The organism is Enterobacteriaceae endosymbiont of Donacia simplex (assembly GCF_012568645.1).
Lineage (GTDB): Bacteria > Pseudomonadota > Gammaproteobacteria > Enterobacterales > Enterobacteriaceae.
Map to the genome: position 1 here is coordinate 338,115 of NZ_CP046192.1, position 14,687 is coordinate 352,801.

Genomic DNA, 14,687 nt, shown 5'->3' on the forward strand with positions numbered 1-14,687 from the left:
AATATATTATAATATATATATATAAAATAAGATAATAAATTATCTTATTTTATATAAATATTACTTTTAATAAAATAAAAAAACAAGCTGAAATATTAATTTTATAAAAAATTAAATTAATAATTTTAACATTCTTCTTAGTGGTTCTGATGCTCCCCAAAGTAATTGATCACCTACTGAAAAAATTGAGAAACAATTTTTTTCTATATTTAATTTTTTTATTCTACCTACAAATATATCTAATTTACCATTAATAAAAGAAGGAGTAAGATAATTAATAGTATCATTAAAGTTATTTGGTATAATCTTAACCCATTTATTATTAGAATTAATAATATAATGAATATTATCTATAGATAAGTTCTTATTTAACTTTATTGTAAAAGATTGACTATGTGAACGTAAAGTAGCAACTCTAACACATAATCCATCAATTGGGATTATTTTTGTTGTATTTAAAATTTTATTAGTTTCAAACTGTCCTTTCCATTCTTCTTTTGTTTGTCCACTATTATTTATTTTTTTATCTATCCATGGAATTACATTATTAATTAAAGGAACATGAAAATAATTTTTAGGAAAATCGGAAGAATACATTTGTTTTGAAATTTCTTTTTCTATATTTAGAATATTATTATTAAAAGAATTATTTTTAATTAAATTATTTATATTTTTAGAAATATATTGCATTTGTAAAATAAGTTCTTTCATAAACTTTGCACCAGCTCCTGATGCTGCTTGATATGTAGAAACAGAAATCCAATCAATTAAATTATTTTTAAATAAACCACCTAAAGCCATTAACATTAAACTAACAGTACAATTTCCTCCTACAAAAGTTTTTACTCCCATATTTAATTTTTGTTGTATATATTCCAAATTAATAGGATCTAAAACAATAACAGCATCTTCTAATGTTCTTAAATTAGATGCAGCATCTATCCAATAACCATTCCAACCTATTTGACGTAATTTAAAATATATTTTGTTTGTGTATTCACTTCCTTGACAAGTTACAATTATATCTAATTCAAATAATTTTTTAAAATCATAAGCATTTTCTAACTTAATATTTTTATGTTTTATTTTAAAATTAGTAATGTATTCTCCATGCTGAGAAGTAGTAAAAAAAATAGCATTAATATAATTAAAATCTTTTTTTTTTAACATTCTATTTATAAGAACCGAACCTACCATTCCTCTCCAACCAATAAAACCAACATTTTTCATTATTACCTCTTATAAAATTATATTTTTTGTTTAATTTATCATGTGAATGTTATATACAAATATGTTTTATATTAAAATATTAAATATAATAAAATATTTAAATAGATATTTTTTATAATTTATTAAATTTATTAAAAAAAATATTTAAAATATCTATAATAAATTTTTTTTTAATATGATTTTTTAGTCAAATGGAATTATTTTATTTATATTCCAATTAATTGGTTTTTTTTTTTGTAAAATAAGATATTTGTTTGTTTTAGAAAAATGTTTACAAAAATAAAATCCTTTATAAAAGGATAAAGGAGATGGATGTGATGTAGTTAAAACTAAATTTTTTGATGTTATAAAATTTATTTTTTTTTTAGCATATGACCCCCATAATAGAAAAACAATGTTGTTGTAATTATAATTAATTATTTTGATTACATTATTTGTAAAAATTTCCCAACCAATATTCGAATGAGATTGAGGTTTTCCTTGTTCTACAGTTAAAATAGAATTTAATAACATTACTCCTTCATTAACCCAATTTATTAAATATCCATGATTAGGAATTATAAATTCAGGTATATCTAATTTTAAAGCTTTGTAAATATTTTTTAATGTAGGAGGAATAGTTATATTAGGCATAACTGAAAAAGCTAAACCATTAGCTTGATTAATACCATAATAAGGATCTTGACCAATAATTACTGCTTTTAAATTATTAAAATTTATTTTTTTAAAAATATTAAAAATATATTTTTTTTTAGGATAAATAATTTTTTTATTATCAATATCTGTATTAATTTTTTTAATTAATTTTATAAAATAACTTTTTTTTTTTTCTTGTTGAAAAAATTTTTTCCATATAAAATTTTTATTTTGCATAATAATATTTAATTTGTAAAATATAAATTTATGTAATTTTAAAAAAATATTATATAATATTTTCATAAAAATAAATTTTTTATATTTTCATTCTTTTTTTTAACATTTTATTAAAAAAATAACTTTAAGGAGTATAAAAATGAACTATTATGAAATAATTTTAATGATTAATCCAAATCAAAGTGATCAAATAAATAATATTATTAAATATTATAAAAAGTTTATTTTAAAAAATGATGGTTTTATTTCAAGGTTTGAAGATTGGGGAAGAAGACAATTATCTTATCCTATACTTAGATTACATAAAGCACATTATATATTAATGAATATTACCTTAAATAATATTAGTATAATAAAAAAACTTGAAAAAAGTTTAAGAATTAATGAATATATTATCAGATATCTTATAATTAAAACAAAAACAGAAAGAAAAAATATGTCTTGTATTTTAAAATCAAGAGATGAATTTCAAGAAAAACGTAATGATGTTATAAAAACAATATAATATAAATTTCTATAAATACACTTGTTTAATAAATATTAGAGGTTATTTAATGGTACGTTATTTTCGTCGTCGTAAATTTTGTCGTTTTACAGCAGAAGGGATTAAAGAAATTGATTATAAAAATATTTATATTTTAAAAAATTTTATTACCGAAAGTGGAAAAATTGTTCCAAGTAGAATAACTGGTACTAAAGCAAAATATCAACGTCAATTAGCTAAAGCTATAAAATTAGCAAGATATTTATCTTTAATATCTTATACTGATCATCATAAATAAATTTATAAAATTATTATTTTATTTTAATTAAATTGTAAATTATAAAGAGTACTAAATAATGAAAATAATTTTATTAGATTCTATTTTAGGTTTAGGTAAAAAATCTCAAATTATAAATGTTAAACCTGGATATGCACGTAATTTTTTAATACCTAAAAATAAAGGTATTATTGCGACAAAAAGTAATATTAATTTTTTAAAAGAAAAACTTTTAGAAAAAAAATCTAAATTATTAAATATTTTAAATAAAGCAAAATTAAAATTAAAAAAATTTAATTATATAGATAAAATAATAATTAAAGCTAAATCAGGAAAAAATGGAAAATTATTTGGATCAATTAATAAAAATGATATTATAAAAAAATTAAAAGAAATCGGATTTGATATCCTAAAAAAAGAAATAAAATTACCTAAAGGAAGTTTAAAAAAAATAGGAGAATATAATATTCTTTTTCAATTTCATGAAAAAGTTTCAGTGAAAAAAATAATTTATATAATAAATGATAAATAATAAATTTTATTTAATTTAAAATTAAATTATTGACTAATTAATAATTTTTTATGTATAATTACTGCATATGGAACATGATTATTTTAAACAATATTATTTTATAAAATCAGTCAGGTCCGGAAGGAAGCAGCTGTAGTAAATATAATATGTGTAAAAAAATAGTCATGTTCTGTTAAATTAATTTTTTTTAAATATATGTCATAAAAATGAATTCTCATGTTTTAGCTATAAAATGGCGCCCTCAGTCTTTAAGTGACGTTATTGGTCAAGATCACGTAATCCAAGCTATTAAATATAGTTTATCTACAAAAAAAATTCACCCTGCTTGGATTTTATCCGGTAGTAGAGGAGTCGGAAAAACAACAATAGCACGTATTTTTGCAATGGGTTTAAGTTGCTTACAAGGTATAACACAAAATCCATGTGGATTATGTGATAATTGTGTTTCTATAAAAAATAATTCTTTTTTAGACTTAATTGAATTAGATTCTGCTTCTAAAACTAAAGTAGAAGATATTAGAGAAATCCTAGAAATTATTTATTATCCTCCTGTTAAAGGAAGATATAAAATATATATTTTTGATGAATTCCACATGTTATCAAAGCATAGTTTTAATGCCTTATTAAAAATAATAGAAGAACCTCCAGAATATGTAAAATTTATATTTGCAACAACAGAGTTACAAAAAATACCACTAACTATTATATCTAGATGTATGCAATTTAATTTAAAATTAATAGAAAAAAATATTATTTTTAATCAATTAAAAAAAATTTTAAATCAAGAAAAAATTATATATAATGAAAAAGCATTAGATATTTTATCAAATATATCATATGGTAGTATGCGTGATGCATTAAGTTTAACAGATCAATTAATTTCTATGGGTTCGTTAACTATAGATAACGTATATTTAATGTTAGGATTAGTAAAAAAAAAATATTTATTTTTACTAATATATAATTTTAAGACAAAAAAAAATAATCTTATTTTTAATTTAATTGATAAAATTTCTATATTTAATGTAAATTGGGATAATATTATTACAGAAATAATGATATTATTACATAATATTTTAAAAATTAAAATTTTAAATTATAATTCTAATGACTTTTTTAAAAATTCAAATTTTGAAAAAAATATAGTAATATTTTATCAAAAAATATTCAATAATTTTTCAGAAAATGAATTAAAACTCCTATATAAATTTTTTAATACAGGTAAAAAAAATTTATATTTAGCACCAAATCCTAAAATAGGTTTTGAAATGATTATATTAGAAATATTAATATATTTTAATAAATATTAATTAAATTTAAAATATAAAAATAAATATCTATTTAAATTTATTTCAATATTTTATATAAAAAAGAGAAAATTATTTATGCAAAAAAAAGAAATTAAAAGTTTTCAATCTGAAGTCAAACAATTATTACATTTAATGATTCATTCACTTTATTCTAACAAAGAAATTTTTTTAAGAGAATTAATTTCTAATGCTTCTGATGCTGTTGATAAATTAAAATTTAAAACTTTATCTAATCCTGATTTATATGAAAATAATTCAATTTTAAAAGTACAAATTTCTGTTAATAAAGAAAAAAGATTAATCATTATTAATGATAATGGTATTGGTATGTCTCGTAATGAAGTAATTGCAAATTTAGGGACAATTGCAAAATCTGGTACTAAAGATTTCATAAAATCTTTTAATTTATCTTCAGATAAAAAATCAGAAATAAATTCACAATTAATTGGTAAATTTGGAGTAGGATTTTATTCTGCATTTATAGTTGCTGATAAAGTGTCGGTTAAAACTAGATTAGCAGGTTCTCCTATAAATGAAGGTGTATTTTGGGAATCTACAGGTGAAGGAAATTATTCTATAGTTAATATTAATAAAAAATTAAGAGGTACTACAATTATATTACATATACGTCCTAAATGTGATGAGTTTTTAGATACTTGGCGTATAAAAACAATAATTAATAAATACTCAGAACATATAAATTTACCCATAGAAATAGAAATATATAATGATAAAGAAAAAAAATATTATTGGGAACAAGTTAATAAAGCACAAGCACTTTGGTTACGTAATAAGTCAGAAATTAGCGAAAAAGAATATAAAGAATTTTATAAGCAGTTAACATATGATAATATTGATCCAATGACTTGGAGTCATAATCATGTAGAAGGTAAACAAGAATACATTAGTTTATTATATATTCCTTCAAATATTCCATGGGACATACGTAATAGAGATTATAAAAATGGATTAAAATTATATGTACAAAGAGTTTTTATTATGGAAGATGCAGAACAATTATTACCTAAATATTTAAGATTTATAAGAGGTCTAGTTGATTCTAATGATTTACCTTTAAATATTTCAAGAGAAATTTTACAAAAAAATAATATTATTCGTAATATGAAAACAACATTAACAAAAAAAGTTCTTAATATGTTAATGAATCTTAGTAAAAATCAAAATAATTATAATAATTTTTGGAAAAAATTTGGTTTAGTTTTTAAAGAAGGACCAGCAGAAGACATAAGTAATAAGAATATTATTATAAAATTATTACGTTTTTCTTCAACATATAATAATGATGCAGAACAAAATATATCTTTAGATGAATATTCAAAAAGAATGATAAAAGGACAAAATAAAATATATTTTTTAACATCAGATAACTATATTTCTGCAAAAAACAGTCCTCATTTAGAATTCTTTTCTAAAAAAGGTATTGAAGTTTTATTATTAATAGATCATATTGATGAATGGATGATGAGTTATATTACTGATTTTGAAGGTAAAAATTTTCAATCTATTAGTAAACAAGATGATTCATTAGACGAATTTATTAAAAATAAAGATAATATTATAAAAAATGAAACAAAAGAAAAATTTAAACCTTTTTTAAAAAAAATCCAAAAAATATTAGGAACTAAAATAAAAAAAGTAAAATTAACAAATAGATTAATTAATACACCTGCTATTGTTACTACAGATGTAAATGAAATGAGTACTCAAATGGCAAAATTATTTGCTGCCGCAGGACAAGAAACTCCAGAAATAAAATATAATTTTGAGTTAAATCCAAACCATATTTTAATACAAAAAATATTAAAAATAGAAGATGAAAAATATTTTTCTGAATTTATTTTTTTATTATTAGAAGAAGCAATTTTAGCAGAAAAAGGTACTTTAGATAATCCACATAAATTTATTAATCGTATAAATACTTTTTTATCTAAAATATAAATATTTAGATAAGATAATTATCTTAATAATTATCTTATCTTTTATATAAGAAACATTTATTTTTTATTTAATTAAAATAATATTTTATTAAAATTTTACTTCATTTTTATAAAAATTATATTTTATTTATAATAAACTATTTACTATTTTAAAAAATCATTTTATGATTTAATAAAAATATATGAAATGTTTTTAAATAAATTTCATATAAAATATATATATCTTATCTTTTTATTTAAAAAGAATAAGAATTCTATTTACAATTTTAATAAATTAATAATATAAAAAAATGGCAGAAAAAAGAAATATATTTTTAATAGGCCCTATGGGAGCAGGAAAAAGTACAATTGGACGTCATCTTGCAAATTTATTAAAAATGGATTTTTTTGATTCAGATCAAGAAATTGAACGTCGTACAGGCGCTGATATAAATTGGGTATTTGATGTAGAAGGAGAAGAAGGTTTCAGAAAACGTGAAAAGAAAATTATTGATGAAATAACTAAAAAACAAGGAATTATATTAGCAACTGGAGGAGGTTCTATTCAATCAAAGGAAACAAGAAAATTTCTCTCTTCTAGAGGTATTGTAGTATATTTAAAAACTACTATAGAAAAACAATTAAATCGTACTAAAAGAGATAAAAAACGTCCTTTATTAAAAAATAAAAATAAATTAGCTAAAGAAATATTAGAAGAATTAGCTAAAAAAAGAAATCATTTATATAATGAAATTGCTGATATTATAATTAAAACAGATGAACAAAGTGCTAAAATTGTTGCTAATCAATTAATTAACTTATTAGAAAAAAATTAAAAGGATATAATATTATATATGGGAAAAAATATTTTAGTTTCAACAGAAAAACATAAATATTCTATTATTATAGATTTTAATTTATTTGATAAACCATTATCTTTATCTTTTTTAAAAAAGGGAGATAGTGTTATGATTGTAACTAATAAAATAATTTTTTCTTTATATTTTAAAAAAATATTTAATCAATTCAATAATATTGGTGTAAGGATAGACCATGTTATTATTCCTGATGGTGAAAAATATAAAACATTAATTACTGCAAATATTATTTTTACAGCATTACTTCAAAATTTACATAATAGAGATACTACTCTTATTGCTTTAGGAGGAGGCGTAATAGGTGATATAACTGGATTTGTTGCATCTAGTTATCAAAGAGGTGTTAAATTTATACAAATACCTACAACATTATTAGCACAAGTAGATTCTTCTATAGGTGGGAAAACAGCTGTTAATCATATTTTAGGAAAAAATATGATAGGTAGTTTTTATCAACCTAATATTGTATTAATTAATTTAAGTTGTTTATACTCTTTATCAAAAAGAGAGTTTATTTCAGGTTTAGCTGAAGTAATAAAATATAGTATTATTTTTGATAAAAAATTTTTTTCTTGGTTAGAAAATAATATTATTAAATTATTTAATTTAGATAAAAAATCTATACTTTATTGTATAAATAAATGTTGTAAATTAAAATCTAAAATTATTTATGAAGATGAATATGAAAAAAACAAAAGAGCATTATTAAATTTAGGACATACTTATGGACATGCTATTGAATCTGAATTAGGCTATGGTAAATGGTTACATGGAGAAGCTATATCAGTTGGGATTGTTATTGCTTCTTTAACATCTAAAAAACTTAATTTAATAAATAATAATGATGTAATAAGAATTATTAATTTATTAAAAAAATGTAATTTACCAATTCAAAGTCCAAATAATATGAATATAAAACAATATTTTAAACATATTTATAGGGATAAAAAAATAAATAAAAATCAAATTAATATTATTATCCCAGTTAAAATTGGTAAAGTAATTATATATAGAAATATTTCGGAAAAAATTATTTCTGATGCTATTAACGAAAATAAAAATTTAATTTTTTAATATAGTTTTAAAATAATTATTTATAATAATGAATTTAATAAAATGAAAAATAATTTAATTGCTGCATCTATTTTATCTGCTAATTTTACATATTTAGGTAAAGAAATTAAGGATGTTCTGAAAGCTGGAGTTGATATTATACATTTTGATGTTATGGATAATCATTATGTACCTAATTTAACTATTGGCCCATTAGTTTTAAAATCCTTAAGAGAAAATGGAATTAAATGTATAATTGATGTACATTTAATGACACAAAATATAGATAATTTAATAATTGAATTTATCAAATCAGGAGCAAATAGTATTATTATACATCCAGAAAGTTCATATCATTTAGATAAAAGTATTTCATTAATAAAAAATTATGGGTGTAAAGCAGGATTAGCATTAAATCCCTCTACTTCTTTAAACTGTTTAGAATATTTAATACATAAATTAGATTTAATATTAGTTATGTCTGTTAATCCCGGATTTGAAGGACAAAAATTTTTAAGTCACATTTATAAAAAAATTATTCAAGTTGAAAAAATTATTCATAAAAAAAACATTTTATTAGAAGTAGATGGAGGAATAAACATCAATAATATAAAAAAAATAGCTATTTCTGGAGCAAATGTATTTGTAATAGGTTCAGCTATATTTAAAAGTAAAATACCATATTATAAAACTATAAAAAATATAAGATTAAAATTAAATACTATATTTTAAAATAAATATTTAATTTTTAAAATTATTACATAGTTATAAAAAACATTATGAAAAAAAAAATAATATTCAGTGGTATACAACCAACAGGATTATTAACTTTAGGTAATTATATTGGAGCTTTAAAACAATGGCAAGAATTACAAAAAAAATATTTTTGTATTTATTGTATAGCTGATTTGCATTCTTTAACTATACATCAAAAAAAATCTATTTTAAGTAAAAACATATTAGATATTTTAGCTATGTGTTTAGCATGTGGGATTAATCCTGAAAAAAGTATTATTTTTATACAATCTCATGTTCCTCAACATTCTCAGTTAAATTGGATTTTAAATTGTTTTACTAATTTTGGAGAAATTCAAAGAATGATCCAATTTAAAGAAAAAATATTTTTAAATAAAAATATTAATGTTGGTGTATTTAATTATCCCATATTAATGGCAGCAGATATATTATTATATCAAACCAATAAGGTCCCAGTAGGTAAAGATCAAATTCAACATATTGAATTAACTAGAAATATTGCTTCTCGATTTAATAAAATTTATGGAAACATATTTACTATTCCAGAAAAAATACTTAACTATAATGGAGCATGTATTAAATCATTAATAAATCCTAATAAAAAAATGTCTAAATCTGATTTTAATAAAAATAATATTATTAGTTTATTTGATAATGATTTTATAATTGAACAAAAAATCAAAAATGCAATTACTGATTCTAATTATCCTCCTATCATAAAATATGATTTAAAAAATAAACCAGGTATTTCTAATTTACTAGTTATATTATCTAATATAACTAAATGTTCTATAAAAAGATTAGAAAAAGATTTTCAAAATAAAAATTATAATTATTTTAAAAAATCAATTATTAATAATTTATGTTTATTTTTAAATAGATTAAGAAAAAAATACTTTTTTTATAGAGAAAATGAAAAATATTTAAAAAGTATTATTATTAATGGAGCAGAAAAAGCAAAAAAATATGCTGACATTACTTTACAAAAAGTAACCAATGTTATTGGTTTAGATATATAATAAACTTGATAAAAAATAATATAATAAATTATCTAGTTCCATAAATAACAATTGTTTTACCATGAGCATAAATTAAATTACGTTTTTTTAATATTTTAAGAGTACGACCTACTGTTTCTCTAGAACAACCAACAATTTTCCCTATTTCTTGTCTAGTTATTTTTATTTGCATACCATCCGGATGAGTTATTGCTTCTGGAGATTTTGCTAAATTTAATAATGTTTTAGAAATTCTATGTGTAACATCTAAAAAAACTAAATTATTTATTTTTTTAAACGTAGTTTTTAACTTATTAGCAATTTGTGAAGAAATTTTCATAATAATATTATTATTAATTTTAATTAAATTAAAAAATTTTTTATATGAAATTTTTGCTAATTCGCATTCTGTTTTTAATTTTATTAATGTAATTTCTTTATAAGAATTATTAAAAATACCAATTTCACCAATAAAATTACCTGAATTTAGATAATTAATTATAATTTCTTTTCCATTTTTATTTTTAATAGAAACAATAACAATACCCTTTAATATATAATATAAATTTTTAGAAATATCTCCTTGTTTAATTAAAATCATTTTAGATGGGTATTTATTAATATGACAATAAGAAAGAAACCATTCTAACGTAGAATCTTTTGGTAACTTAAGAAACATTAATAATATCTCCTTCCATTATCTTTTCCTTATAAATAAAACAATATAAAAAATATGCTGATACCCAGAATTGAACTGGGGACCTCATCCTTACCAAGGATGTGCTCTAACCTTCTAAGCTATATCAGCCAAAATATATATAAATTATTATTAATATTCTATGATTAAAAAAATTATTTAAGCAGACAACGGGAATCGAACCCGTATTACCAGCTTGGAAGGCTGAAGTAATACCATTATACGATGTCTGCTATAAACATATATAATATTTATTATATAAAAATTATGGTGGGAGAAGGATTCGAACCTTCGAAGTCTTTGACGACAGATTTACAGTCTGCTCCCGTTAACCACTTGGGTATCCCACCGTTTGAATATCTGAACAAATAAAATTTTTTTTAACATATATTTAAAAATATACATGCCGGCTACCGGAGTTGAACTGGTGACCTACTGATTACAAGTCAGTTGCTCTACCATCTGAGCTAAGCCGGCATATTATTTTTTATAAAAAAATATATATTTTATAAATACTTTAAGATTTATATCCTGGTATTTACCTACTCTTACATGAGGTAAACCTCACACTACCATTGGCACTACAACGTTTCACTTCTGAGTTCGGAATGGATTCAGGTGGTACCATTGCGTTATTTATACCAGGAATATTTAATTAAGTTATAAATAATTAATAATTAAATCTAAACGATTCTGGTGTTGTAAGGTTAAGACTCACGGGTGTTTATTAGTACTGGTTAGCTCAACATATTACTATGCTTACACATCCAGCCTATCAACGTCATAGTCTTTAACGTCCCTTAAGGAATTTTTGTAAATAATTAACAAAAATTCAGGGAAGATTAATCTTAAGATAAGTTTCGCGCTTATATGCTTTCAGCGCTTATCTTTTCCGTATTTAGCTACCGGGCAATGCTATTGGCATAACAACCCGAACACCAGAGATACGTTCACTCCGGTCCTCTCGTACTAGGAGCAAATTCTTTCAATCTTCCAACGCCCACGGCAGATAGGGACCGAACTGTCTCACGACGTTCTAAACCCAGCTCGCGTACCACTTTAAATGGCGAACAGCCATACCCTTGGGACCTACTACAGCCCCAGGATGTGATGAGCCGACATCGAGGTGCCAAACACCGCCGTCGATATGAACTCTTGGGCGGTATTAGCCTGTTATCCCCGGAGTACCTTTTATCCGTTGAGCGATGGCCTTATCATACAGGACCACCGGATCACTAAGACCTGCTTTCGCATCTGTTTGAATTGTCATTCTCACAGTTAAGCCAGCTTTTGCCTTTGTACTAACCTCACGATTTCCGACCGTGATTAGCTGACCTTAGTACTCCTCCGTTACTCTTTAGGAGGAGACCGCCCCAGTCAAACTACCTACCAGACACTGTCTCTGACCCGGATAACGGGCCAAGGTTAGAATAATAAATATTAAAGGGTGGTATTTCAAGAATGACTCCATATTAACTAGCGCTAATATTTCATTGTCTCCCACCTATCCTACACATTAATATTTATTATTCAATATCAAGCTATAGTAAAGGTTCACGGGGTCTTTCCGTCTTGCCGCGGGTATACTGCATCTTCACAGCAATTTCAATTTCACTGAGTCTCAGGTGGAGACAGTCTGACCATCATTACGCCATTCGTGCAGGTCGGAACTTACCCGACAAGGAATTTCGCTACCTTAGGACCGTTATAGTTACGGCCGCCGTTTACCGGGGCTTCGATCAAGAGCTTCTTATTAAAATAATAACTCCATCAATTAACCTTCCGGCACCGGGCAGGCGTCACACCGTATACGTCCACTTGCGTGTTTGCACAGTGCTGTGTTTTTAATAAACAGTTGCAGTCAGCTATTATCTTAGACTGATTTCAGCTTTGAAAGTAAATCTCTCTACCTACAATCAGTGTGCCTTCTCCCGAAGTTACGGCACTATTTTGCCTAGTTCCTTCACCTGAGTTCTCTCAAGCGCCTTAGTATTCTCTACCTGACTACCTGTGTCGGTTTAGAGTACGATTCAATATTATCTAGAGCTTAGAGGCTTTTCCTGTAAGCAGGGTATCAATTACTTAAATACAGTAAAGTATCTCGTTATTACGCCTCAATGTTTATAATTATTCGGATTTTCCTAAATAATTCATCTACACGCTTAAACCAAGACTACCATCACTTGGCTAATTTAACCTTCTTCGTCCCCCCTTCGCAATAATAATGAGTACAGGAATATTAACCTGTTGTCCATCGATTACGCTTTTCAGCCTCATCTTAGGTGTCGACTTACCCTACCTCGATTACCGTTGGATAGGAACCCTTAGTCTTTCGGCGAATAGGTTTTTCACCTATTTTATCGTTACTCATGTCAGCATTCGCACTTCTGATCTTTCCAACAAACTTCACAATTTATCTTCAACAATTTACAGAACGCTCCCCTACCCAATAAATAAATCTTTATTGTCGCAGCTTCGGTGTATAATTTAGCCCCGTTACATCTTCCGCGCAGGATGACTAGACCAGTGAGCTATTACGCTTTCTTTAAATGATGGCTGCTTCTAAGCCAACATCCTGGCTGTTTTTGCCTTCCCACTTCGTTTCCCACTTAATTATAACTTAGGGACCTTAGCTAGCGATCTGGGTTGTTTCCCTCTCCACAACGGACGTTAGCACCCGCTGTGTGTCTCCCGTGATAACATTATTCGGTATTTGAAGTTTGCATCGGATTGGTAAATCTGGAAGATTCCCTAACCGAAACAGAGCTCTACCCCCGAATATGAATTACACGAGGCGCTACCTAAATAGCTTTCGGGGAGAACCAGCTATCTCCCGGTTTGATTGGCCTTTCACCCCTAACCACAAGTCATCCGCTAATTTTTCAACATTAGTCGGTTCGGTCCTCCAGTAAGCATTACCAAACCTTCAACCTGCTCATGGTTAGATCACCGGGTTTCGGGTCTATATCTTGCAACTAAAACGCCCTTTTAAGACTCGGTTTCCCTACGGCTTCCTTATACAGTTAACCTTGCTACAAAATATAACTCGCTGACCCATTATACAAAAGGTACGCAGTCACACTTTTTTCAAAATGCTCCTACTGCTTGTACGTATATGATTTCAGGTTCTATTTCACTCCCCTAACCGGGGTTCTTTTCACCTTTCCCTCACGGTACTAGTTCACTATCGGTCAGTCAGTAGTATTTAGCCTTAGAGGATGATCCCCCTATATTCAAACAAGATTTCACGTGTCTCGTTTTACTCGTTGAGATTATAATTATTATATTTTAATATACGGGACTATCACCCTATATTGTATAACTTTCCAGTTATTTCTATTAACATAATAATTATATATATCTCTGGGCTTTTTCCTTTTCGCTCGCCACTACTAAGGAAATCTCTATTGATTTCTTTTCCTCAGGATACTTAGATGTTTCAGTTCTCCTGGTTTACTTCGTTATTCTATTTATTCAAACAACGATAATATATAATTATATATATTAGGTTTCCCCATTCGGATATCACCGACTAATAATGTTTTAAATCAACTTATCGATGCTTTTCGCAGATTAACACGTCCTTCATCGCCTCTGACTGCCAAGGCATCCGTCATATACGCTTATTTACTTAACCTTACAACCCACAATCGTTTAATAAA

The 14,687-nt window shown here is 24.5% G+C and carries 12 protein-coding genes, 4 tRNA genes, 2 rRNA genes and 1 other RNA gene; 10 read left to right on the top strand and 9 right to left on the bottom strand.

Translation table 11 applies throughout. From position 1 onward, the window contains the following. Window positions 1–111: 111 nt before the first annotated feature. Window positions 112–1,230, bottom strand: a complete 1,119-nt coding sequence (gene asd / locus GJU00_RS01660; protein WP_168893578.1) for an aspartate-semialdehyde dehydrogenase — start codon at window positions 1,228–1,230, stop codon at window positions 112–114. Between the two features lie 183 nt (window positions 1,231–1,413). Then, on the bottom strand, window positions 1,414–2,103 hold the full coding sequence (ung, locus tag GJU00_RS01665; RefSeq protein ID WP_168893579.1) for a uracil-DNA glycosylase: 690 nt from the start codon (window positions 2,101–2,103) through the stop codon (window positions 1,414–1,416). A 139-nt stretch (window positions 2,104–2,242) separates the two neighbouring features. Between ung and rpsF the strand changes: the two genes are divergently transcribed. The 10 genes from rpsF (at window position 2,243) to trpS (ending at window position 10,349) form a co-directional block, all read left to right on the top strand. Continuing rightward, on the top strand, window positions 2,243–2,608 hold the full coding sequence (rpsF, locus tag GJU00_RS01670; RefSeq protein ID WP_168893580.1) for a 30S ribosomal protein S6: 366 nt from the start codon (window positions 2,243–2,245) through the stop codon (window positions 2,606–2,608). Between the two features lie 49 nt (window positions 2,609–2,657). Next, window positions 2,658–2,885, top strand: a complete 228-nt coding sequence (gene rpsR, locus GJU00_RS01675) for a 30S ribosomal protein S18 (RefSeq protein ID WP_168893581.1) — start codon at window positions 2,658–2,660, stop codon at window positions 2,883–2,885. A 58-nt stretch (window positions 2,886–2,943) separates the two neighbouring features. Further along, window positions 2,944–3,396 (top strand): 50S ribosomal protein L9, encoded by a 453-nt coding sequence (gene rplI / locus GJU00_RS01680; protein WP_168893582.1) that lies wholly within the window; start codon window positions 2,944–2,946, stop codon window positions 3,394–3,396. A 74-nt stretch (window positions 3,397–3,470) separates the two neighbouring features. Beyond that, an RNA gene (ffs, locus tag GJU00_RS01685) (signal recognition particle sRNA small type) lies at window positions 3,471–3,565 on the top strand. A 37-nt stretch (window positions 3,566–3,602) separates the two neighbouring features. After that, entirely contained in the window at window positions 3,603–4,706 is a 1,104-nt protein-coding gene (gene dnaX / locus GJU00_RS01690) for a DNA polymerase III subunit gamma/tau (protein ID WP_168893583.1), read from the top strand. A gap of 75 nt (window positions 4,707–4,781) precedes the next feature. After that, entirely contained in the window at window positions 4,782–6,665 is a 1,884-nt protein-coding gene (gene htpG / locus GJU00_RS01695) for a molecular chaperone HtpG (protein WP_168893584.1), read from the top strand. A 289-nt stretch (window positions 6,666–6,954) separates the two neighbouring features. Further along, window positions 6,955–7,479, top strand: a complete 525-nt coding sequence (aroK, locus tag GJU00_RS01700; RefSeq protein WP_168893585.1) for a shikimate kinase AroK — start codon at window positions 6,955–6,957, stop codon at window positions 7,477–7,479. Between the two features lie 18 nt (window positions 7,480–7,497). Further along, window positions 7,498–8,595: a 3-dehydroquinate synthase gene (aroB, locus tag GJU00_RS01705; RefSeq protein WP_168893586.1), complete on the top strand. Its 1,098-nt coding sequence runs from the start codon at window positions 7,498–7,500 to the stop codon at window positions 8,593–8,595. Window positions 8,596–8,637: 42 nt separating this feature from the next. Beyond that, a complete protein-coding gene (rpe, locus tag GJU00_RS01710; protein WP_168893587.1) occupies window positions 8,638–9,306 on the top strand; it encodes a ribulose-phosphate 3-epimerase in 669 nt (222 codons plus the stop codon). A 47-nt stretch (window positions 9,307–9,353) separates the two neighbouring features. After that, complete coding sequence (gene trpS, locus GJU00_RS01715; protein WP_168893588.1) at window positions 9,354–10,349, top strand: tryptophan--tRNA ligase; 996 nt, start codon at window positions 9,354–9,356, stop codon at window positions 10,347–10,349. Between the two features lie 28 nt (window positions 10,350–10,377). On the opposite strand, the gene crp is transcribed toward trpS, so the two are convergent. The 7 genes from crp to GJU00_RS01750 form a co-directional block, all read right to left on the bottom strand. Next, window positions 10,378–11,007, bottom strand: coding sequence for a cAMP-activated global transcriptional regulator CRP (gene crp, locus GJU00_RS01720; protein ID WP_168893589.1), 630 nt, complete (start codon window positions 11,005–11,007; stop codon window positions 10,378–10,380). A 55-nt stretch (window positions 11,008–11,062) separates the two neighbouring features. Next, window positions 11,063–11,136 (bottom strand) — tRNA-Thr (locus GJU00_RS01725). Between the two features lie 51 nt (window positions 11,137–11,187). Beyond that, window positions 11,188–11,258: transfer RNA gene (locus GJU00_RS01730), tRNA-Gly, on the bottom strand. A gap of 35 nt (window positions 11,259–11,293) precedes the next feature. Then, window positions 11,294–11,375: transfer RNA gene (locus tag GJU00_RS01735), tRNA-Tyr, on the bottom strand. 54 nt (window positions 11,376–11,429) lie between these two features. Continuing rightward, window positions 11,430–11,502: transfer RNA gene (locus GJU00_RS01740), tRNA-Thr, on the bottom strand. A 52-nt stretch (window positions 11,503–11,554) separates the two neighbouring features. After that, a 5S ribosomal RNA gene (rrf, locus tag GJU00_RS01745) occupies window positions 11,555–11,671 on the bottom strand. A 57-nt stretch (window positions 11,672–11,728) separates the two neighbouring features. Then, a 23S ribosomal RNA gene (locus GJU00_RS01750) occupies window positions 11,729–14,662 on the bottom strand. Window positions 14,663–14,687: the final 25 nt, after the last annotated feature.

Excerpts from the sequence above, each read along its gene's own strand:
- aroB (WP_168893586.1), top strand. The coding sequence starts at position 7,498 with ATGGGAAAAAATATTTTAGTTTCAACAGAAAAACATAAATATTCTATT.
- rpsR (WP_168893581.1), top strand. The coding sequence starts at position 2,658 with ATGGTACGTTATTTTCGTCGTCGTAAATTTTGTCGTTTTACAGCAGAA.
- htpG (WP_168893584.1), top strand. The coding sequence starts at position 4,782 with ATGCAAAAAAAAGAAATTAAAAGTTTTCAATCTGAAGTCAAACAATTA.
- rplI (WP_168893582.1), top strand. The coding sequence starts at position 2,944 with ATGAAAATAATTTTATTAGATTCTATTTTAGGTTTAGGTAAAAAATCT.
- rpe (WP_168893587.1), top strand. The coding sequence starts at position 8,638 with ATGAAAAATAATTTAATTGCTGCATCTATTTTATCTGCTAATTTTACA.
- aroK (WP_168893585.1), top strand. The coding sequence starts at position 6,955 with ATGGCAGAAAAAAGAAATATATTTTTAATAGGCCCTATGGGAGCAGGA.
- rpsF (WP_168893580.1), top strand. The coding sequence starts at position 2,243 with ATGAACTATTATGAAATAATTTTAATGATTAATCCAAATCAAAGTGAT.
- ung (WP_168893579.1), bottom strand. The coding sequence starts at position 2,103 with ATGCAAAATAAAAATTTTATATGGAAAAAATTTTTTCAACAAGAAAAA.
- dnaX (WP_168893583.1), top strand. The coding sequence starts at position 3,603 with ATGAATTCTCATGTTTTAGCTATAAAATGGCGCCCTCAGTCTTTAAGT.
- asd (WP_168893578.1), bottom strand. The coding sequence starts at position 1,230 with ATGAAAAATGTTGGTTTTATTGGTTGGAGAGGAATGGTAGGTTCGGTT.
- trpS (WP_168893588.1), top strand. The coding sequence starts at position 9,354 with ATGAAAAAAAAAATAATATTCAGTGGTATACAACCAACAGGATTATTA.
- crp (WP_168893589.1), bottom strand. The coding sequence starts at position 11,007 with ATGTTTCTTAAGTTACCAAAAGATTCTACGTTAGAATGGTTTCTTTCT.